Below are 20,270 nucleotides of genomic sequence, written 5' to 3'. Positions count from 1 at the left end.
CCCGGGACTCACGACACCCCGGACCCCGACTCCCCCGGGGTGGCCGGAGCCGCGATCAGTCGCGCTGGCGCTGCTCGTAGTCGATGAGGGCGTCGACGGACATCGACCCGGTGGGATGATCGTCCTCGTCGAGGAGGTACAGACGTTTCACGCCCACGAGGATCGAGTCGATGATGGTGTCCTGGGCGGCACGATCGCCGAGGATCTCGAGATCCTGCGGGTTGTACGCGTAGCCCAGGTAGATCTGCACGGACGGCATGCGGGTCATTCGCAGCAACGGCCAGCTCCGGCCATGGGTCCGGCAGTCGCGAAGAGTGGTGCGGCTGACGATCTCCCGCTGGATGAAGCCGGATAGGGCCTCACCGAGCATGGACTCCGCGCCGAGCGAGTTTCCGAAGTAGAACGTCGCGACCCCGTTGCCCACCGGATTCGGGTGGCGGTCCAGGCGGAGCGAGATGATGAGATCGGCGTTGAACGCGTTGGCTATCTCGGCGCGCTCGGGATCGGTCGGGATCATCGCCTCGGGCCGGGAGAGGAAGACCTCCACGCCGGCCTGGTTCATCCGCTCGGAGAGCCGCCGGGTGATGTCCCAGAGCAGTTCCGCGTCGGTGATGGTCCCGTAGGGGGTGTCGATCCGGATCGGATTCTCGGACCCACTGGGGCCGGGATCGAGGACGATCCGTTTACCGGCGAGCATGGGACCGGAGGTGCGGGCCCGCTCCTTCTCGACGAGAGAGGCGACGTCCCCGCCCTTGAACAGGGTCGAGAAGCGGCTCAGGGTGTCCAGGGTCTCGGCACCGACCACACCGTCCGCGGGGAGCGCGCAGTCGCGCTGGAAGTCGGTGACGGCCGCGTGCGTGAGGGGGCCGAAGGTCCCGTCCACCAGGCCGGCGTAGAACCCGAGCTCGCCGAGTCGTCGCTGCAGTTGGGCGATATCGTCCCCCGCCATCGGCCTGGAGACGATATAGCTCAGGTCCCGGGTCCCCAGCACGTGGCTGGCGTCGTGAAGCGCGGCCTGGGTGGCCGGACCCACGATTCCGTCGGAGATCAGCGCACGCGCCTGCTGGAAGGCCAGAACGGCCTTCTCCAGGTCGGCGTCGAAGACGGCGTCGGTACGCGCGAGCACTGACCCGGTCTCGGGCTCGGTGACCCCGACCGACTCGATGTTGTGCAGCAGACCCATGCCCGCGAGGGTGGCCCGGATGGCGGCCACCTCGGGCCCACGGTCACCACGCCTCCACGCCATGGGTCTCCTCCCGCTCTCCTAGTGTTGGGTACCCGGATGAACTTACCGCCTCACACGCGGACATGCCCCGTCCGCGCCGGGCGGTGGGGGAACGCCACGGGGGAGCGCCACAGCGTAGCAACACAGGGTAGCGACCCGGTGCCGCCGGCGTGTGTGTCAGGCGCCGAGAACGTCGCCCAGCTCGGCTCGGAGCGCCGACTTGGACTTGGCGCCCGTGATGCGCTTGACCGGCTGTCCCTCCGAGAACAACAGCATCGCGGGGATCGCGGTGATCTGGTACTCGGCGGCGAGTTCCTGGTTGGCTTCGACGTCGACCTTGGCCACGGTCAGCTTGTCCGCCTCCGAGCCCGCCAGCTCGTCGAGGACCGGCGCCATCATGGTGCACGGGCGGCACCATGTGGCCCAGAAGTCCACGAGAACGGGCTTGGAGCCGCTGGCGGTGAGCACGGCGTCGGCGAAGTCGGCCTCGGTGACGTCGATGATGTTGGGGGTGTCGGCCATGAGGTGGTCCTTTCGGGTGGGTGGACGGGGCCCGGTTGTTCCGGGCCCGGTGCGGGTTCAGGCCTGCTCGGCGAGCCAGCGCTCGGCGTCGATCGAGGCAGCGCATCCGGAACCGGCGGCGGTGATGGCCTGGCGGTAGCGCTTGTCGACGAGGTCGCCACAGGCGAACACCCCGGGGAGGGAGGTGGCGGTGGTCTGACCGGTGAGGACGTAGCCGTCCTCGTCGACCTCGACCTGGTCGCGGGCCAGCTCGGAACGGGGATCGTGGCCGATCGCGACGAACATGGCGGCGGTCTCGAGCTCACTGGTCTCGCCGGTGACGGTGTCGCGCAGGCGGAGCTTCTCGACCGAACCGGTCGCGCCGGCCAGCACCTCGTCCACGGCCGTGTTGAGGACGAACGAGATCTTCTCGTTCTCCCGTGCCCGCTCGAGCATGATCTTGGAGGCGCGGAACTCCTCACGGCGGTGCACGATCGTCACGGAGGAACCGAACTTGGTGAGGAAGGTGGCCTCCTCCATGGCGGAGTCGCCGCCGCCGACCACGACGATCGGCTTGTCGCGGAAGAAGAATCCGTCACACGTGGCGCACGAGCTCACACCGCGGCCGAGGAACTCCTGCTCCCCCGGGACCCCGAGGTAGCGTGCCGCGGCACCCATCGCGAGGATCACGGCGCGGGCGCGGTGCTCCTCCTCGCCGACCCGGACGGTCTTGATGTCCCCGGCGAGGTCCATGGACGTCACGTCCTCCATCCGGAGGTCGGCGCCGAACCGCTCGGCCTGCTCACGCATCTGCATCATGAGATCGGGGCCCATCATGCCCTCGGCGAAGCCGGGGAAGTTCTCGACCTCGGTCGTGGTCATGAGCGCGCCACCGAACTGGGACCCCTCGAAGACGACGGGCTTGAGCTCGGCCCGCGCGGAGTAGATGGCGGCGGTGTACCCGGCCGGGCCGGATCCGACGATGATGACGTCGTGGACGGTGTCGCTCATGGGTTCTCGGGGCTCCTCGGGCGGTTGGTGGCTCGTGAGTCGGAACCGGCATCAGGTGCCGGGTCTTCTAGAGGCCACAACACCCCGGGGGGCTGCCTTGTTCCCGCGACCGCCCACCGGGTGACGGGAGGAACACGCTCACACGGTGAGGGTGACCCCCTCGAGCAGGGCCGCGAGCTTCGCGCGGCCGCGGGAGCACCGGCTCTTCACGGTGCCCGGGGGGATGTTGAGCAGGTGGCTCGCCTCGGCGACGGTGCACCGCAGCATGTCGACGACGACGACGGCGTCCCGCTGATCGTCGGGCAGTTCCGCCAACGCCTCGGCCACGATGATCGCGTACGCCGGGTCCTGGTGGAAGTGGTCCCGCAGCGTGACCTGTTCGTGCAGCGACGGAGTGAGCTGGGTGTGGGTGCGCAGGCGCTGCGCCCGCATCTTGTCCAGGCAGGCGTTGACCACGATGCGGTAGAGCCACCCCTGGACCGGGCAGGCGTGGCGGAAGGTATCCGCCTTCCGGTACGCCGAGACGAGAGCCTCCTGCAGGGCCTCGGCGGCGTCGTCGCGGTTGAACGACGTGCGGATGGCCAACCGCCAGAGGTAGTCGTAGTGCCGCCGGACGAGGGCGGAGAAGGCGTCGGGGTCGCCGGCGACGTGCGCGTCCAACAGTTCGGCGTCGGACAGCGGCGACTCGGCTGTCAGTACGGACTGGGCCCTGGGAGCGGACTGGGCGCCGAGCGGGGTTTCCGCACCTGCGGGCGGGGCAGGGCAACCCGCCGCTGTCGGGACGGCGGTACCGGTGTTCACGGCCGTCACCGTAACCCGGCCGGGCCCCCCGTGGGGACGTCTCCCGGCCGGTCAGCGGGTCAGTTCGACCTCGCTGATCGAGGCCTCGTAGGACTGGGCACCGGAGGTACCCAGGCGGGTGATCCACACCAGGACGTACCCGGACTCCCGCGGGTCATCGATCGTCACGGTGGCCGACCCGTCGCGGACGGTGCCCGCTCCGAGACGGGTGGTCTCGTCGAGTGACGCCGGAGAGGCACCGGGCGCGGACCGCACCTCGAAGCGCACGCCGTCGTCCCCCGAGCGGAGCACCACCCGGCGGACCTCCTGCTCACCGTCCAGTGCGAGCATCAACCCGATACCCGGCTTGTAAGCCGACGGGCCGTCGCCGATCTGGGACCGGTAGGCATCACTGGACCACGAGGTGGACCGGTCACCGTCGACCACGTTGGGGGCATCCGCCGAGTTCTCCGCGACGCCGTTCGAGGACGAGGGCTGCCAGGTGGTGACGGTCGACACGGAGACCGGGGTGGTCGGGGTGGCCTCCTCCGCCTCGTCCCCGGTGTCGCCTGCGGCGGGGTCATCGGCCGCGGGCTCGGCGGTCTGGGAGGCGCGACTGGCCTGGGCGGCCCGTTCGATCGCGTCGAGCTGCTGTGAGAGCGGGGTGTCGTTGCGGGTGCCGCCGAACCCCCCGAGCATCCACATGAACAAGAGGGCGATCACCACGACCGCGGCCGCGCCGGTCCCGGCCATGATCTGCCAGCGGCGCTTCTGGACCTCCGGGTCCGGCTCGCTGTACGGCGCGGGTTCGGGACCCGCCTCAGCCGAGGACCACTCCGCCGGCGATCCCTCCGCCGACGACCACTCCCCCGGTGCCCACTCCGTCGCGGTGGCGGTCGCCGGGTGGGCGACCCGGGAGGAGGCCCCGGGGGCGGCGCGCCGCGGCCCGCCGACGCGATCGGTCACCATCGCCCTCACGGTGGCCGCCGAGCTGACCGACGACCCGTCGAGAGACCGCATGGCCAGCACCGCGGATTCCGGCGCCACCCCGGTACCGGCCACCGTGGGGTCGAGGACCTCGTCGTCGTCGTCCCTCCGGGCGGGACCGGGCCGACCGTCGGTCGGTTCGTACAGATCGGAACCCTCGGGCAGCGGGAGCGGCCACGCTCCGGTGAGCAGCGCATAGAGGGTAGCGCCCAGGCCCCGCACGTCGGACCGGGCGTCGGCCCCGTCGCGGACCCCGGGGAAGGCCAGGACGGCGCGCCCGTCCTCGGTGAGTCGGATCCGGTCGGGTGAGTCGAGGCCCAGGGTCAGGCCCACTTCCTCGGCACGGGTCGCGGCGTCCGCCAGACCCCACACCGCGCCCACGGCGGAGTCGGGGTCCGGCTCGGCCACGGCCGCGGCGAGACTGCGTCCGGGGATCCACTCCGAGACCACGATGCCGCCCGCGCGGCCGCGGATGACGTCGAGCACGCGCGCCAACCCGTCCGCGTAGACCGTGGTGAGCGCGACGGTACGGTCGAGCACCCCCGTCGCCGAACCCGGGGGCTGCTCGCCGGGGAGAGGGTCGACGAAGGTCAGGGCGACGAACCTCCCCAGGCGCCGGTCGCGGGCCTTCCAGAAGGACTGGCCGGCGACACCACCGCACGGTTCGAGGAGTTCGTACCTGCCGCCGGAGACCAGGCCTCCGACGGTCAGACGCGGTGGCGACGAGGCGGTGTCCGGTGCCGGGGCTCCAGTCTGTTCACCCACCCGTTGACCCTCCTCGCCTGGTGCGGCAGCCCGTCAGGAGGCGCCGCTCGTGATCCCTGAGTGTACGTACCGGCCCCGCGTGGATTCGACTAGCTCCTCAGACGCCCCACGAGTCCGCGGAGAACGGGGGTGATCGAGTCGAGTTCCGGCAACCGGGACCGCGACAGGATCAGACCGGTCACCGCGAGGGTGATGACGGCGGCGACACCGGCACGCAGGACGAACCCGATGCTGCCGACCGCGTCGGTGAGGGCGTCCATCGGCAGGATCGTGTCCACGGCGAGCGCGACCAGGGCGCCGGCGATCGACGCGCCGAGGGTCCAGAAGGCCGACCGGAGGGTCTCGCGACCACGCAGGGACCCCAGTTTCGACCGCAGCAGGATGAACCCGGCGACGGCGCCGACGACCCAGCCGATGCCGTTGGCCAGGGCCAGGCCGATCACCACGTGGGACCGCTGGTCGGCGACCACGGGGACGAGGAGCGACAGGACCACGCGGACCACGGTGATCGCGAGGATCATCGCCGTCGGCGTCCAGTAGTCCTCGCGGGCGTAGAACACCCGCTGCTGCAGCAGGACCACGGCGTAGGGCACCAGCGTGAACGCGCCGAAGGTCAGGGTCAGGCCGAGCACCTGGGCGCTCTCGGCGTCGAAGTTCCCGTAGCGGAACAGGCCGGTGGCTATCGTCGGGCCGAACGCGGTCATGAACGCGATGATCGGCAGCAGCCCGAACAGCGACAGCCGCGTCCCCAGCGAGATGTCCCGCACCACCGCGTCGTTGCGGCCGGCGACCCCGTTGTCCGCCAGGCGGGGGTTGATGGCGGTGAGCAGGGTGACGCCGATGATCCCGTACGGGACCTGCAGCAGGAGCCAGTAGGTCTGGTAGATCGCGATGGCGGCCTCGTCCGCCGCCGAACCGATGCGGTTGGTCATGACCAGACCGACCTGCGAGATGAGTACGTAGGTCACACCGGCCAGGGCGTGCCCGCCGAACCGCTTGATGCGGGGGTCCAGACCCCACTGGGGGCGCAGGTCCACGCCCGCGCGGCGCAGGGCCGGCACCAGCACCGCCGCCTGCAGCACCACGCCCAGGGTGGTGCCCAGGCCCAGCAGCAGGATGGGCGCGCTGAGCAGGTTGACCGGCGCGGCCGGGTCGATCCCGCTGCCGACCACCGCGAACAGCACCAGTGTCGCTATGGCCACCAGGTTGTTCCACACCGGCGCCCACGCCCCGGGACGGAAGACACCGTTGTAGTTGAGGATCGCGAGCATCACCGAGAACACGCCGTAGAAGAAGATCTGCGGCAGCAGCAGGAACGCGAAAGCGGTGGCCAGGTTCGTGTTGACCTCGCCGTCGCCCAGGTTGAGCTCGGTGAGCAGCGGCGCGCACGCCACCGCCACGACGGTCGCCCCCAGTGCCAGGACTGAGGTCACGGTGAGCAGGCGTCGGATGAAGGACACGCCCCCGTCCTCGTCCTCCTGCGCGGCCTTGGCCAGCAGCGGCATGAACATCGCGGTGAGCACCGAACCCAGGACGAGCTCGGTGATCATGTTGGGCAGCGTGTTGGCGGTGTTGAAGGCGGACGCCACGGCGGGGCCGAGCACGGTGAGGATGAGGATCATCCGGACGAACCCGGTGATGCGGCTCGCGAGGTTGGCCACGGCCATCGATCCCGTCGAGCGCATCACCGACGCGTCGGAGGAGTCGCGGTTCCGTGCCCCGGTCCCCCCGCCGGGCGTCGCCGGGGCCGCTGCGGACCGCTCCGGGGTCGGGGCGATCGGCCGCGCGATCGGCCGCTCGATCGACGGCGCGGGCGCGGCGTCCGGGATGAACGAGTCGGCGACCGGCGGCGGGGAGGCCGGGCCCGGCAGCACGCAACTGCCCGCCTCACGGCGTCGGCCGCGGAGGCCGGGATCCGGTCTGCGCAGTTCGGGTCCGGGGGACCCCTGCTCGTCGTTCACGGTCGGTGCCCTTCGTCCGCGGGGTCGAGGATGCCCCGACGGTAGCGCAGGTACCGCCGGCCCCCGAGGACGAGGGCGAGGGCGGCCGCGGCCAACGCGAACGCCTGGGCGACCGGGTAGCCACCGGTCTGGACGGACAGCTCCACCGGCTCCGACAGCGGGCGCCCGTCGGGACCCTCGAGGACGAACGCCACGGTGTGGCGTACGCCGCCCTCGGCGTCGGACTGGGTGGGCACCTGCAGGGTCCGCGACCCCGAGGCCGGGATCTGGACGACCCCCACCGGCTCCACCGTGATGTCGTCCGGCGCGGTGACGGTGACGCCGACGCGCACCGGGAAGGGCAACGCGTTCCGGGTCACCAGCAGCAGTGGGCTGTTGGGGCTGGCCATGGTGAACACGCTGCCGGGCGGCAGCAGGTCCACCCTGCCGAGCGAGCGGGAGACCGTCTGCTCGAGGCGGTCGAGACGCTCGGCAGTCCCGGCGCGGGCGTCCGCCCCGGTACCGGACCCGGGTGACGTGCCGTCTCCCCCCGCCCGCCGGCCGGTCTCCGACAGGGCCCGGAGGGCTTCGGTCGTCATCGGGTCGAGGTGGCCCTCGGCGTCCGCCGACGTGGGATCGGCGGCGTCGACCAGTGACCGCAGCGTGCCGATCCCCCGCAGGGCGTCGGACACGCGCCGGCCCACCTCGGCCAGGTCCACGGCCCCCGGGTCGACGGCGCCCGTGGGGTCGTCCGCCAGGGAGCCGTCCGGGACGGTGACCGGGCCGGCCAGGCGCTCGGTGAGCGGCACCGCGCGCATCCGCCCCGCGGCGAGTTGGGCGCCGAGGGTCTCCAGCAGCGAGCCGGCGGCCTCGCCGTCGACGCTCCACACCTGCGGCGGCACGGCCAGGACCCCCTGATCGTCGGCCGGGCCGGAGGGGCCGGTGTCGGCAGCAGGACCGGTGCCCGCGGAAGACCCGGGGCCGGCCGCGCCGGCGGCCTCGAGCGGGGCGATGGGGGCGGGGCCGGCGTCGATGGCGTCCACGACCGGCGCGAGGAGCGCGGCCCTCGCGTCCTGGAGGCGGGCCGCCGCGGAGTCGGCGGTCAGCCAGTACCGGGTGTCGGGGTCGGAATAGCGGGGGTTCTCCGGCGCGGACCCGGTCGCGGCGAGGGCCGCCCCGATCGGCGCCGAATACGTCAGTGCGCGTCCGTCGTCGGTCCCGGCCAGCCCCACCATCCCGGGGGGCGGGACGAGACCGGTGTCCGTCCGCGTGGAGGGGGCGGCCACCACGGCGGTGGCATCCGGCACTCCCAGGGCCTCGGCGGTGCCGGGCAGCAGGGTCCCGGATGCGGGTACCAACACGTCGGGGATCGGGGACACCCCGAGGATCCGCTCCACGGAATCGTCGCTGTCCAGCGCGGCCCGGGTGAGCTCGGTGGAGCCCACCGCGCCGACCGCCTCGAGGCCGGCCTGGGCGGCCGGCAGCGTCACCACGCAGGTGCCCTCGGCCAGCGCCCGCAGTTCGTCCAGCCAGCGTTCGGCGTCGGCTTCCACCGCCCCGGGATCGGCGGGGGCGGACCGCTCCGGGTCCTCCCGGCCGCCGCGGTTCCGCCCGGAGGAACCCCCGTCGTCGCCGCCGGTGCCGTTCCCGATGAGCACGGCGCGGCCGTCGGCGATCTCGGACACGGTCCCCAGCAGCTCCGGGTCCACGCCCAGGCACACCGCTCGGCGCAGGTCCTGCCCGCCGGGCCCGTCGAACGCGTCGTCGGCCGCCCGGACCAGCCCGGTGAGCCGACCGCCCTCGGACAGCTCGCGCAGGAGCGAGTCGTTGGTCAACGCGACCACCGGGTCCGGGCCTTCCGCTCCGGGCACCGTCGCGATCCGCGTGGGTGCCGTGGCCAGCGGCCACAGCATGGTCAGCGGGACCGGCGCCGGGCCCGGCCCGTCCGTCGGCCCGGGTGCGACCACCTCGTCGTCGTCGACCCCCGGTAGGGCCGCCGGCTGCGGTGCCTCGAGCACGGGCAACTGGGTGCGGGCGTCGTCGAGTCGCGCGGGCGACCCGCCCTCCGGGGTGCCGTTGACGTTGACGAGGAGCGGATAGATGCCGGGTTCGGTCAGCTGCAGGTCGGGGGCCGGGTCGCCGGGGATCTCCCGGGCCGGCATGGACACGCGGTACGGCACGGACTGCCCCGGCGCCACGGTCTCGGCCACCCGCAGGAACTCGCCGCGGACCGCGAACGACGGCTCCGACCACACCAGCGGTTCACGCACCGCCTCCGCGTCGGCGGCGCGGGGCCCGCGCTGGAGCCGGACGTCGACCGACTTGAGCGGGATGTCGCCGACGTTGGTGATGGTGCCGGACACCGTGATCACCGGGACCCCGGACTCGGTGCCGACCGCGACCCGGCCCCCGCCACCCGCCCCGCCCGGGGCACCCGCCCCGTCGAGGACGGTCGGGGAGATCTCGTCGATGGTGATCCGGGCCAGTGCCGGCGCCGGGTTCGGGATGTACCCGGCGGCCGCGGCCTCCGCGGGGGTGATGGCCCCGGCCGGCTGGACACCCCACAGCGGGCCGAGCGCCAGCGCGGCACACAGTGCTGTCGGGACGACCGCCCGGACTGCGCGCCCAACCGGCCGCCCGGTCACGGCCCGGACTCCTCCGGCGAGTGGTCGCGGGGGGTCACGCCGTGCGCCCCGGTGCGGCGGACCGGCTCGGGGCCGTCCGCCCGGCGGGACGGGTCCACCAGCTGTGCGTCGGCGGGAGGGGGATTGTCGCCCGCAAGTTCGGCGCGCGCGAAGTCCGGGAGGAGGGTGCGGGCGGACTCGACCAGGCGCCGCTCGTCCGGGTACGCGAGGCGCCGGGGCAGGTCGTCGAACGCGAACCAGGCGACCTCGGTGATCTCGGGGTCCTCGTCGCACAACTCGCCGTGGTCGTAACGGACGAGGTGGTGGTGGACGGTCTTGTGGATGCGCCGGCCCTCGGCGACGAACCAGTAGTCGATGGTGCCGAGCGGAGCCAGGACGGTGCCGTCGACGCCGGTCTCCTCGAGCACCTCGCGCCGGGCGGTCTCCGCGACGGTCTCCCCCGGCTCGATGTGCCCCTTCGGCATGGACCACAGCATGCGGCCTCGTCGGTCCAGCCGACCGATGAGTGCGACCTCCAACCGGGACAGGTCGGGCTCGGGCCCGTCGGCCGCCTGCGCGAGGTTCCGGACCACCAGGCCGCCGGCCGAGGTCTCCAGAACCGTCTTGAGGCGTTGGCCGCCGCGGGGATGCCGCGCTCCCCCGCGACCGCCGCGGGCGTTCTTGGCGCCGGCCTTGCCGCCCTGGTGGGTGCCGGGCTTGGTGGTCTTGGCCGTGGCCTTGGACCCGCCCTTGCCACCGGCCTTGGAGCCGGTCTTGGACCCGGTGCCGCCGCCGGCCTTCGCGGGCGCGGACGTGCGGGTGGTGTTGGTGGAGCTCGTCTGGCCACCACCCGACTTGGACCGGCCGGGTTGACGCGGGTGACGGGGGGCCTGGCGGGAGGTGGCGCCGGCGGTGCCGTCGCCGGTCTTCACCGTGTGGGTGGAGTCGGGGCTCGACGGCTGGTTCTGGTTCTCGGGTGCGCGGCCCTGTCCCCGACCGCCGCGCCGACCGCGTCCGCCGCGACGGCGACGCCGTCCCTGCCGGGACTGACCGTCTCCGGACGGACCGGTGGGCCCGGACTGGCCCCCCTGGCCGGACTTCTGACCGGGCTTCTGGCCGCCGCCGCCCCCGGCGTCCCGGGGCGTCGATTTCTGCTTGTCGCTTGGCGCGCCGCGCTGGCCGTCGGACCCCTTCGCGGCAGCGCCGTCCCGCTTCTGACCAGCGGCGTCGCGTCCCACCGCGCCGGGCCCGGCGGGCCGACGTGCACGACGACGCCGCGGCGCGTTGGCGCGCGGTTCGGCGGGACGATCGGCTTCGGACACCCATCGATGCTACCGGCCGGGGGTGAGCGGACCGGAATCCACGGCGCGCCGCGGCCCGGTCGCGTGCGGGTCAGGCGCCGAGCGCCGGTCCGACGACCCGCCAGGAGTCCCGCAACTCACGGGTGAACAGGGCGAAGGTGTGGGCGCCGTTGCCGGTGCCGGCGCCCGGGCGCGTGGGCGGCAGGCGTGGGAAGCCACGACGACGACGACGAGGCACTCCCGTCACTCGCGTACCTTGCCGTTCCAGCGGTTAGGGCCTCGGGGCGGTGCCGGCCGGGGACGGTCCCGCGGCGGCGGGCGCGGCTAGAGTCCGCAGTATGAGCTCTGGCCCGTCCGCCCACGCCCTGGTCCTCCGACACCGGGCCAAGCCGGGCCGTCGCGACCAGTTGATCGAGGTGTGGCGCCGGCACATGCCCGAGGCCGTGCAGGCCAACGACGGGCACCGGGCCTATGTACTGTGCGCATCCCACGTGGACCCGGACGTGATGGTGGTGTTCCAGCACTACCGGGACGCCGCGGCCGCCCAGGAGTTCCTCGGCAACCCCGCCTACCTGCGATACCTGGAGGAGTCGAGCCCGCTGCTGAGCGGCCCGCCCGAGGTCGAGGCCGTGGATCCACTGTGGTCGAAGGCGGTCGCGCCCGGCGAGTGAGTCCCGCCGGGCATTCCGGCAGGGCATCCGGCCCGGATCCGGCTCGGATGCGCTGCCTGGTCGACTTGCGCGCCCCGAATGGTCCATTCCCGCAGCACGACCCGGCGATCGACGTACATTCCGGCAGCGGAGGTCGGCGTGGCGGCGTACCCGGGGCTGATCCCGCCCGGCCCCGAGCGCGCGGGTCAGGGATAGTCGGGTCCACTCGGTAAAGTCGGGCCCGTGACAGCCCGCAGACCGACCCCCGACCGCAGTGCCGCCGACAGCAGCGCCGCCGCCGATCGATCCGCCTCCGATCGACACGACGCCGCGGTGTTCTCGGCGTTGCAGGACGGACCGGGTTCCCGGCCCGACCCGGCGGAGGTCGAGGCGCGCCGGGTCCGGTTGCTCGCGGGCGCCCAGACCACGATGAACGACCTGGCCGACGTGCTGGCCCCACTCGCGACGGCGTTCGGTGACGCCGGGCACGAGCTCTACCTGGTGGGTGGCAGTGTCCGCGACGCCGTGCTCGGCCGACTGGGTACCGACCTGGACTTCACCACGGACGCCCGGCCCGAGACGGTGCGGGCCATCCTCGACGACTACGCGGACGCGGTGTGGGACACCGGGATCGAGTTCGGCACGCTCTCGGCCGTCAAGAGGGACGGTGGCGGGATCGAGCAGCAGATCGAGATCACCACGTTCCGGGCCGACTCCTATGACGGGGTGACCCGGAACCCCGAGGTCGTCTTCGGTGACACCCTCGATGGTGACCTGATCCGGCGCGACTTCACGGTCAACGCCATGGCGGTGCGTCTGCACCCGGACGGGCGCCAGGAGTTCGTCGACCCCCTGAACGGGATGGACGCCCTGCTCGCCGGCGTCCTGGACACCCCGGCCGCACCGGAGCAGTCGTTCTCCGACGACCCGCTGCGCATGCTGAGGGCCTGCCGGTTCGTCTCCCAGCTGGGGTTCACCCTCGCGCCGCGGGTGTTCCGTGCGATGGCGGAGATGACCGGGGAGATCGACCGCATCACCGTCGAACGGGTGCGGACCGAACTCGACAAGACCATCCTCGGCGACTACCCGATCGACGGCATCAACATGCTGTGCGAGGCCGGGTTGGCCGACCGGGTGTTGCCCGAGGTGCCCGGCATGAAGCTCGAGCGCGACGAGCACATGCAGCACAAGGACGTGTACTGGCACTCGCTCACGGTGCTCAAGCAGGCCATCGACCTCGAACCCGAGGGGCCCGACCTGGTGCTCCGCTGGGCGGCGTTGCTGCACGACGTGGGCAAGCCCGCCACACGGGCGCCCAAGCCCGGCGGCGGCGTGACCTTCCACCACCACGAGGTGGTCGGCGCGAAGATGGTGCGCAAGCGCATGCGTGCGCTCAAGTACTCCAAGCAGATGATCGAGGACGTCTCCGGCCTGGTGTTCCTCCACCTGCGCTTCCACGGGTACGGCGAGGGTCAGTGGACGGATTCCGCGGTGCGCCGCTACGTCTCCGACGCCGGTCACCTGCTCCCGCGCCTGCACCGGCTGGTCCGGGCGGACTGCACGACCCGCAACAAGCGGCGGGCGGCCAAGCTGCAGGCCAACTACGACTCGCTGGAGCGGCGGATCGCCGAGATCGAGGAGAAAGAGGACCTCGCCCGGGTCCGCCCCGACCTCGACGGCAACGAGATCATGACGCTGCTCGACCTCAAGCCGGGGCCCGACGTCGGTCGCGCGTGGGCGTATCTCAAGGAGTTGCGCCTCGACCGCGGCCCGCTCGACCGGGCTGAGGCCGAGGCCGCGCTCCTGAGCTGGTGGGCGGGACAGAACGAACCGCAGCAGAACGAACCGCAGCAGAACGGCGGGTCCGGGGGCTCCGCCGAGCAGAACGGCGACCCGGCATGATCGGCGGAGCGGTCGACCGCTACCTGGGCTCGGCCGCTGCGCGGGTCGTCGTCGTCGTCCTCGCCGTCGTCGGCACGCTGCTGCACACCGTGGGCATCCCGGGGTTGCAACAGATCCCGCCGTACCGCATCGACCTCGACGTCTACCGCGTCGGCGGGCAGGTGTTCCGCGACGGTGGCGACCTCTACGGCGAGCTGCCCCAGCTCGCCCAGGGCGCCCACCTGCCGTTCACCTATCCCCCGCTGTCGGCGCAGCTCTTCTCACTGCTCACGCTGGTGCCGTTGGCGGTCGCGTCCGCACTGATCACGCTGGCGACCATCGCGGTGCTGGCCTACGTCGTGCAACTGGTGCTCACGCGCACGTGCGAACGGCCGCAGCGCGAGTTGTGGTGGCTCACCGCAGCCGTGGTGGCGGTGGCACTGTGGTTCGGCCCGGTGCGCGAGACGATCGGGTTCGGGCAGGTCAACGTCTTTCTCATGGCGCTGGTGCTGGTCGACGTCATCCGCGGTCGCGGCCGCTGGTGGGGCGGCACCCTCACCGGGCTGGCGATGGCTATCAAGCTCACCCCGGCGGTGTTCCTGCTGTACTTCGTGCTGCGACGCGACTGGCGCGGGCTGGCCACGGCGGTCGTCTCGGCGCTGGCGTTCACCGGGATCGGGCACCTGCTCACCCCGGACGACTCCGCCCGCTACTGGACGTTCGCCATCCGCGACCCGGCCCGGATCGGCGGTCTGGCGTTCACGTCCAACCAGTCGGTGAACGGGTTCGTGCACCGACTCGGCTTCGAGGACACCGCCGCGTCGGTCGCGTGGTTCGTGGTGTCCGCGGCGATCGGTCTGGGGATCGCGTGGGTGGCGTGGCGGCTGCTGCGGTCCGGCCACGAGGTGGCCGCCGCGGTCGCGGTGGGGCACGTGGCCCTGTTCTGCTCGCCCGTGTCATGGGGACACCACTGGGTGTGGGCGGTGCCCGCGGTCGTGCTCACCCTGGTGTGGGCCGACCGCGCGGGACGAGACGGCGACGACGACGAGCGCGGCTGGCTCGCCCTGGCCGGCGGCGGCGTGGTGATCTTCCTGGGCACGCCGCAGTGGTGGGTGCCGCACAGCGAGGGCCGCGAACTCGGCTGGGGCCCGCTGGAGCACCTCGTCGGCAACGCCTACCTGATCTGGGCGGCGGTCTTCCTCGTCGTCGTGGGTGCCCGGGCCTCTCGACTCGGGCGTCGCGACCTGGGCGGCGATCCCGAACGACCCGCGTTGCTCGTCAGGGCCACCGCGAGCAGCTGAGCGCCCGCCGTCAAGGCGGAACGACGATCTGTGGAATGCGGTTCCTCGCTCCACAGATCGCGGATCGGGGCTGGTCCGATCAGGGCTCCCGGGACACGATTCTGGGCATGGACTACTTCTTCGGAGACGGCGTCGGGGACCCGACGCAGTGGCAGGGCGAGCCCGACCTCACCCTCGGAACCGGTGCCGCGGACGCGCTGTGGCTGGACTTCGACGGCGACGGATACGCCGACGACGCCCTGTGGGACTCGGACCTCGACGGCGCCGCCGACCGCGTGGTGACCGATGTGGGCACCGGCACCCAGGCCGCCTACGCCGATGACGGTGGACGCGGCGTGTGGAACGTCTACGCCGGAGGAGCCGGCGCGCTCGCCGCGGGGTCTGTGGGCGGCGGGTCTGTGGGCGGTGGCTCGGTGGGTGGCGGATCAGTTGCCGCCGGTTCGGCGGGCGGTGGGTCTGTCGGCGCGGGGTCGGTGGGGGGCGGCTCGCTCGGCACGGGGTCCGTCGGGGCCGGCTCCCTGGCGGCCGGATCGGTGCTGGCAGGAGCCGAGGGTGCGGGCGCGCTGATGGGCGGTTCGCTGGCCGCGGGGGCGGACGGGCTGGCCGCCGGGTCGGACGCGATGGGCGGCTTGCCGGACTGGGGCGCCCTGCTGTCGGATGCCATCGGCGCGATCCACCACGGGTCGGCCGCTGCAGCGGACTCGGCAAGGTGGTCCACTCCCCCGGTCACGGAACCCGATCCGGTGCCGCCGCCCCCGCCCGTCGCGCACACCCCGGCCCCGGAACCCGCGCCGGTGCAGGGCGGGACCGTTCCCGAACCCGCGGAACCGGTCGTCGAGGACGACGGCTCCATCACCGTCGACACGGGCAGCGGGATGCTGTCCGTGGCGGACATGAACGGCGACGGGCGGCTCGACGCCGCGCTGCCCTTCGAGCCGCCTCACCTGGAGCTCCCGCACATCGACGCGGGCTCGGCTGCCGGATCGCTCGACGTGGGGGTCATCGACGCCGGCGCGCTCGGCGGTGGCTCGATCGGCGACGGCTCGGTTGGTGGTGGCTCGGTTGGCGGTGGCTCGGCCGGTGGGGACGCCGGAGCTGTCGGTTCCGCCGCGGCGGGCTCGGCTGCGGCGGGTTCCGCTGCCGCCGGGTCGATGGGCGCGGGTTCGGTCGGGGCGGGTTCGGTCGGCGCAGGTTCGGTCGGTGGCGGCTCGGTGGGTGCAGGCTCGGTGGGTGGCGGTTCGGTCGCCGCGGGCTCTGTGGGCGGTGGTTCTGTGGGTGGAGGGTCAGTCGGTGGTGGCTCGGTCGGTGGTGGTTCGATCGCCGCGGGTTCGCTCGGGCTCGGCTCCTGACCGCCTGCGCGCGGCGACGAACGCCGCGATCACCGCGGCGGCGGCGTACAGCGCGGCCGGGACCAGCATCAACGACACCGACCGTCCGTCGGCGGGCACCAACGGCAGGACCGCGACCATCCCCACGACGAACGCCGAGTTGAACAGCGCGTCCTGCAGTGCGAAGACCCCGCCGCGGCGGGCGTCGGGGACGTCGGTCTGCATGGCGTTGTCCGCGACGAGCTTGACCACCTGGGCGCCCAGACCGATCGCCACCGCGCCCACGACCAGCGCCGTCGGCTCGAGGGTCGGGCCGACCGCGAGCTGCGCGACCCCCGACAGCACCGCGCCCGATGCCACGATGACGATCCGCCGCCGACGGGCGATGGCCCAGGGGGTGACGACGGCGGCCAGACCCATTCCTGCGGCCACCGCCGCCGACATCAGTCCGAATCCACCCATCCCGGCCACGACAGGGCCGCCCACGCCGCCGGACTCGGCGTCGCGCAGTAGCAGGATCGCCAGCATCGTGGTGATCCCGAACGCCGCCCGGCCGAGCGTCACGCCGGTCAGCGACACCCACACGAGGGCCGTGGACCGGGCGGCCCGGACGCCCTCGGCCAATCCACCGGCGAACAGGGACAGCGCATCTAGTGCCACGCCCCGGCCGGGATCAGCGCTGAGCTCGTCGTCGGGTCCCAGGTGCCGGCGCGGCAGCGCCAGGATCGCCCACACCCCCACCAGCGCGGCGACCACGGACGGCACGAGGGTCCACGACACCGCGGCGTCCCCGGCGCCGAGGACGGCCAGGACGGCGAACGCCGCGACCGCGCCGACGGCCGTGATGATCGACCCCACGGTGACCAGAACCGAGTTGGCGCCGGCGAGGATCCGGTCGGGCACCACCTTGGGCATGGCCGCGGTCATGCCGGTGTTGATGAGGCGGCCCAGCCCGATGGCCACGAGCGAGAGCGCGAACAACATCGGCAGGCCCGCCCCCGTGTGCACGGCGCCGGCGGCGACCAGCGCGATGGTCACGATGATGGCCACCGTCCTGACCAGCGCCGCGACCGCGACGACGACCCGACGATCCCAGCGGTCGAGCGCGGCGGCGGCGAAGGGTCCGACGACCGAGTACGGCAGCAGCATGACGGCGAACCCGCCGACGATGGCGGCGGGCGTCGTCGCGGACTCGGGGCTGAACAACACGATCCCGCCCAGCGCGGCCTGGTGGATCCCCTCACTGAGCAGGGCGGCCAGGCGCGCCGTGGACAGCCGGCCGAGGCCGTCCGACTCCCGCAGTGCGGCCGCCAGTCGTCCGCGCGGGGGGCCGACCGGATCGGCGGACAGTGAGGTCACGCGAATCACCGTAGCGCTCGCCGCACGAGCGGCGACCACCGCGGCGGGACCCGATCGAGGGGACGCGCGTGTGGGTCGTCGGCCACGGGGGCATCATGGGGACATGGACACGGGACCGGACGATCTGGGCGGCGGCGGCCTGTTCGGCGACCGCCTCTACTCCGCGATGGACAAGCGTGATCCCGTCGCCGGGTCGCTGCTCATCGCGGCGCCCGACATGCCCGATCCCAACTTCCAGCGCGCGATCATCTACATGATCGAGCACGACCACTCGGGCTCCCTGGGCGTCGTCATCACCCGCCCGAGCGAGACCGAGGTGGAGTCGATCCTGCCCGCCTGGGCCGAGATCTGCGCTCCCCCGTCCGTCTTCCACATCGGCGGTCCCGTCAAACCCGACACCGGGATCGCACTGGTGGTGCTCGGCTCCGGCGTGGACGGTGACCGGTTCGTCGGGCTCCAGCAGATCGAGGGCCGGGTGCACGTGGTGGACCTGGACAGCGACCCCGACCTGCTGCGCGACCACGTCGAAGGGATGCGGGTGTTCGTCGGATACACCGGCTGGGCCCCCGGGCAGCTGCAGGACGAACTCGACCGCGGCGACTGGTACGTCGCCCCCAGCCTGCCCAGCGACCTGCTCGCCCCCGCCCGCGTCGACGTGTGGGGTGCGGTACTGCGGCGTCAGGAGATGCCGCTGCCGCTGTACGCCACCTTCCTGCAGGACGGGGACGTCAACTGACGGCCGGCGCCCCGGATGAGTCTCATTATATGGGAGACAGTTTCTAGTTTGTGGGATCGAGTCTAGGCTCGTGCAGGTGGAGACGGTGAAGCATGAGTCGACCGCGGTGACCCCGCGGCACTGGCTGGTGCTGGCGGTCGCCACGTTCGTCGCCGCGTCGGGCTCGGCGTTCGTCGTCGGCGTGGGCTTCCTGCTCCCCCACCTCACGACCGTCGAGGGGCTGTCGCTCTCGCGGGCCGGGGTGCTGGTCGCGATGCCGCTGGTGGGCATGGCCACGGCGCTGATCGCCTGGGGCTGGCTCGTCGACCGGACGAGCGAGAAGCTGGTCCTGGTCTCCGGCTCGGTCGGTGCCGCGCTCGCCCTGGCAGCCGCACTGTTCGTCGACTCGTTCACGTTGCTGGCGATCCTGTTGCTGGTCACCGGCGCCTTCACCGCCTCGGGGAACTCCGCGAGCGGGCGGCTGGTCGTCAACTGGTTCCCGGCCCACCGCCGCGGGCTCGCCATGGGAGTCCGGCAGATGTCGCAGCCTGCCGGATCCGCCGTCGCGGCCATGACCTTGCCGCTCCTCGCGCAGTCGTACGGATTGGCCGCGGCCTTCGCGGTACCCCTGGTCATGGCCGTGGTCTCGGCGGTCGCGGCCCTCGTCGTCGTCACCGACCCGCCTGGCCACCTGGCTGCTCCCCCGTCGGCGCCGAGCGCCGCGGTTCCCGCGGTGACCGGCACGGCGTCAGCGACCCGTCCCCCGGCGGACGGGTCGCCGTACCGCGGCTCGGACTACCTGGCCCGGGTGCACGGCGCGTCGGTGCTCCTCGTCCTGCCGCAGGGCATGCTGCAGGCGTTCCTGCTGGCGTGGCTCGTGCTGGGGCACGGCTGGTCGGCGGTCTCCGCGGGAATCGTGGTGACGGCGAGTCAGGTGCTCGGGGCGGTCGCCAGGATCGTGGCCGGCGCGGTGTCGGACCGCGTCGGGTCGCGGATGAGACCCCTTCGCGCTGTGGCGATCTCGGTCACCGGCGGCCTGGCAGCCCTCGCTGTGGCCGAGGCGCTGGGAGCCCCCGGGGTGGTGGCCGTGACGCTCGGCGTGGTCGCGACCGTGCTCTCGGTGTCCGACAACGGCCTGGCGTTCACCGCCGTCGCCGAATACGCCGGCCCGCGGTGGAGCGGGCGCGCGCTGGGCGTGCAGAACACCGCGCAGTTCGTGGCGATCGCGGCGTCCACTCCCCTGGTCGCTGCCGTGATCGAGGCGGTCGGCTACTGGCCGGTGTTCGCGGGCGCGGCGGTGGTCGCCGCGGTGGCGATCCCGCTGGTGCCGCGCGCAGACGTCGTGCGGGTCTGACGAGGGGCTGTCCGCGGGCCGGGCCTGGCCCGACGGCCGCTGAGTCAGGACGTCCCGGCCGGCAGGGGTTCGCCTCGGTACTGCCCCACCGACCACACGTTGCCCTCCGGGTCGCGGGCGGAGAAGGTGTGATCCCCGTAGTCGGTGTCGTGGAGCTCCATGACGATCTCGGCGCCCGCCGCCCGGGCGCGCTCGTAGACGACATCCGCGTCGGCGGTGACCACGTAGGCCAACCCGGTTCCCGGCGGCATCGCATGGGGATCATCCGGCCCCGGCCGTTGGTCACCGAGCATGATGCCGCCACCCTCGGGCCACAGCAGTTCGGCGTGCACGATGCGGCCGTCCTCGGCATGGGAGACGGTCTCGACGAAACCCAGTGCCTCGACCAACCAGTCGATGACGGCGCGGGCGTCCGAGCACCGGAAGCAGTGCCACACGGTGGGAGCGGGCTGGGTCCCGGGCTGGTGTGCGCTCATGCCCCGAGTCTGCGCCGACCGGCGCGAGCGCGGAAGGGCTCCGACGGGGGTGATGCCAAATCGTGGCTGGCT

The 20,270-nt window shown here is 72.9% G+C and carries 17 protein-coding genes; 6 read left to right on the top strand and 11 right to left on the bottom strand.

Annotation, left to right across the window (positions count from 1 at the left end; translation table 11 throughout):
- Window positions 1–55: 55 nt before the first annotated feature.
- The 9 genes from VZF99_RS16290 to VZF99_RS16250 all read right to left on the bottom strand — a co-directional run bounded on the left by VZF99_RS16290 (window position 56) and on the right by VZF99_RS16250 (window position 11,381).
- The gene (locus VZF99_RS16290) at window positions 56–1,246 is read right to left on the bottom strand and encodes an N-acetylmuramoyl-L-alanine amidase (protein WP_120285658.1); all 1,191 of its coding nucleotides are present in this window, start codon (window positions 1,244–1,246) and stop codon (window positions 56–58) included.
- A 156-nt stretch (window positions 1,247–1,402) separates the two neighbouring features.
- Window positions 1,403–1,747: a thioredoxin gene (gene trxA / locus VZF99_RS16285; RefSeq protein ID WP_067720180.1), complete on the bottom strand. Its 345-nt coding sequence runs from the start codon at window positions 1,745–1,747 to the stop codon at window positions 1,403–1,405.
- A 57-nt stretch (window positions 1,748–1,804) separates the two neighbouring features.
- Window positions 1,805–2,737, bottom strand: a complete 933-nt coding sequence (gene trxB, locus VZF99_RS16280; protein ID WP_069389400.1) for a thioredoxin-disulfide reductase — start codon at window positions 2,735–2,737, stop codon at window positions 1,805–1,807.
- Between the two features lie 138 nt (window positions 2,738–2,875).
- Window positions 2,876–3,547 (bottom strand): RNA polymerase sigma factor SigM, encoded by a 672-nt coding sequence (gene sigM / locus VZF99_RS16275; RefSeq protein WP_407335367.1) that lies wholly within the window; start codon window positions 3,545–3,547, stop codon window positions 2,876–2,878.
- A 42-nt stretch (window positions 3,548–3,589) separates the two neighbouring features.
- Window positions 3,590–5,269 carry a hypothetical protein gene (locus VZF99_RS16270; RefSeq protein ID WP_253002839.1) on the bottom strand — a complete coding sequence of 560 codons (1,680 nt, stop codon included), beginning with the start codon at window positions 5,267–5,269 and terminating at the stop codon, window positions 3,590–3,592.
- Between the two features lie 89 nt (window positions 5,270–5,358).
- Window positions 5,359–7,230: a lipid II flippase MurJ gene (locus VZF99_RS16265; protein ID WP_407335366.1), complete on the bottom strand. Its 1,872-nt coding sequence runs from the start codon at window positions 7,228–7,230 to the stop codon at window positions 5,359–5,361.
- Window positions 7,227–9,854 carry a hypothetical protein gene (locus VZF99_RS16260; protein WP_407335365.1) on the bottom strand — a complete coding sequence of 876 codons (2,628 nt, stop codon included), beginning with the start codon at window positions 9,852–9,854 and terminating at the stop codon, window positions 7,227–7,229. Before VZF99_RS16260 ends, VZF99_RS16265 begins: the two co-directional genes overlap by 4 nt.
- Window positions 9,851–11,155, bottom strand: coding sequence for an NUDIX hydrolase (locus VZF99_RS16255; protein WP_407335364.1), 1,305 nt, complete (start codon window positions 11,153–11,155; stop codon window positions 9,851–9,853). Before VZF99_RS16255 ends, VZF99_RS16260 begins: the two co-directional genes overlap by 4 nt.
- A gap of 70 nt (window positions 11,156–11,225) precedes the next feature.
- Window positions 11,226–11,381: a hypothetical protein gene (locus VZF99_RS16250; protein WP_407335363.1), complete on the bottom strand. Its 156-nt coding sequence runs from the start codon at window positions 11,379–11,381 to the stop codon at window positions 11,226–11,228.
- Window positions 11,382–11,472: 91 nt separating this feature from the next.
- Here VZF99_RS16250 and VZF99_RS16245 point away from each other — a divergent pair, with 91 nt between their 5' ends.
- The 4 genes from VZF99_RS16245 (at window position 11,473) to VZF99_RS16230 (ending at window position 16,315) form a co-directional block, all read left to right on the top strand.
- Window positions 11,473–11,805 carry a putative quinol monooxygenase gene (locus VZF99_RS16245; RefSeq protein ID WP_407335362.1) on the top strand — a complete coding sequence of 111 codons (333 nt, stop codon included), beginning with the start codon at window positions 11,473–11,475 and terminating at the stop codon, window positions 11,803–11,805.
- Window positions 11,806–12,129: 324 nt separating this feature from the next.
- Window positions 12,130–13,686, top strand: a complete 1,557-nt coding sequence (locus VZF99_RS16240) for a CCA tRNA nucleotidyltransferase (RefSeq protein ID WP_407336151.1) — start codon at window positions 12,130–12,132, stop codon at window positions 13,684–13,686.
- Window positions 13,683–14,966 carry a glycosyltransferase 87 family protein gene (locus tag VZF99_RS16235; RefSeq protein ID WP_407335361.1) on the top strand — a complete coding sequence of 428 codons (1,284 nt, stop codon included), beginning with the start codon at window positions 13,683–13,685 and terminating at the stop codon, window positions 14,964–14,966. Before VZF99_RS16240 ends, VZF99_RS16235 begins: the two co-directional genes overlap by 4 nt.
- Window positions 14,967–15,001: 35 nt before the next feature.
- A complete protein-coding gene (locus VZF99_RS16230) occupies window positions 15,002–16,315 on the top strand; it encodes a hypothetical protein (protein WP_407335360.1) in 1,314 nt (437 codons plus the stop codon).
- On the opposite strand, the gene VZF99_RS16225 is transcribed toward VZF99_RS16230, so the two are convergent.
- Window positions 16,250–17,653 (bottom strand): MFS transporter, encoded by a 1,404-nt coding sequence (locus VZF99_RS16225; protein ID WP_407335359.1) that lies wholly within the window; start codon window positions 17,651–17,653, stop codon window positions 16,250–16,252. The genes VZF99_RS16230 and VZF99_RS16225 overlap by 66 nt on opposite strands.
- Before the next feature lie 103 nt (window positions 17,654–17,756).
- Here VZF99_RS16225 and VZF99_RS16220 point away from each other — a divergent pair, with 103 nt between their 5' ends.
- Both VZF99_RS16220 and VZF99_RS16215 read left to right on the top strand, forming a co-directional pair.
- Window positions 17,757–18,389 (top strand): YqgE/AlgH family protein, encoded by a 633-nt coding sequence (locus VZF99_RS16220; protein WP_067720162.1) that lies wholly within the window; start codon window positions 17,757–17,759, stop codon window positions 18,387–18,389.
- 85 nt (window positions 18,390–18,474) lie between these two features.
- The gene (locus VZF99_RS16215) at window positions 18,475–19,722 is read left to right on the top strand and encodes an MFS transporter (protein ID WP_407335358.1); all 1,248 of its coding nucleotides are present in this window, start codon (window positions 18,475–18,477) and stop codon (window positions 19,720–19,722) included.
- A 44-nt stretch (window positions 19,723–19,766) separates the two neighbouring features.
- On the opposite strand, the gene VZF99_RS16210 is transcribed toward VZF99_RS16215, so the two are convergent.
- Entirely contained in the window at window positions 19,767–20,198 is a 432-nt protein-coding gene (locus tag VZF99_RS16210) for a VOC family protein (protein WP_185952135.1), read from the bottom strand.
- Window positions 20,199–20,270 lie beyond the last annotated feature (72 nt).

Source organism: Dietzia kunjamensis (assembly GCF_045689975.1).
In the GTDB taxonomy this organism is placed as follows: Bacteria; Actinomycetota; Actinomycetes; order Mycobacteriales; family Mycobacteriaceae; genus Dietzia; species Dietzia kunjamensis.
Note: the sequence above shows the minus strand (reverse complement) of the source record. Positions and strands in the feature narration are given on the sequence as shown.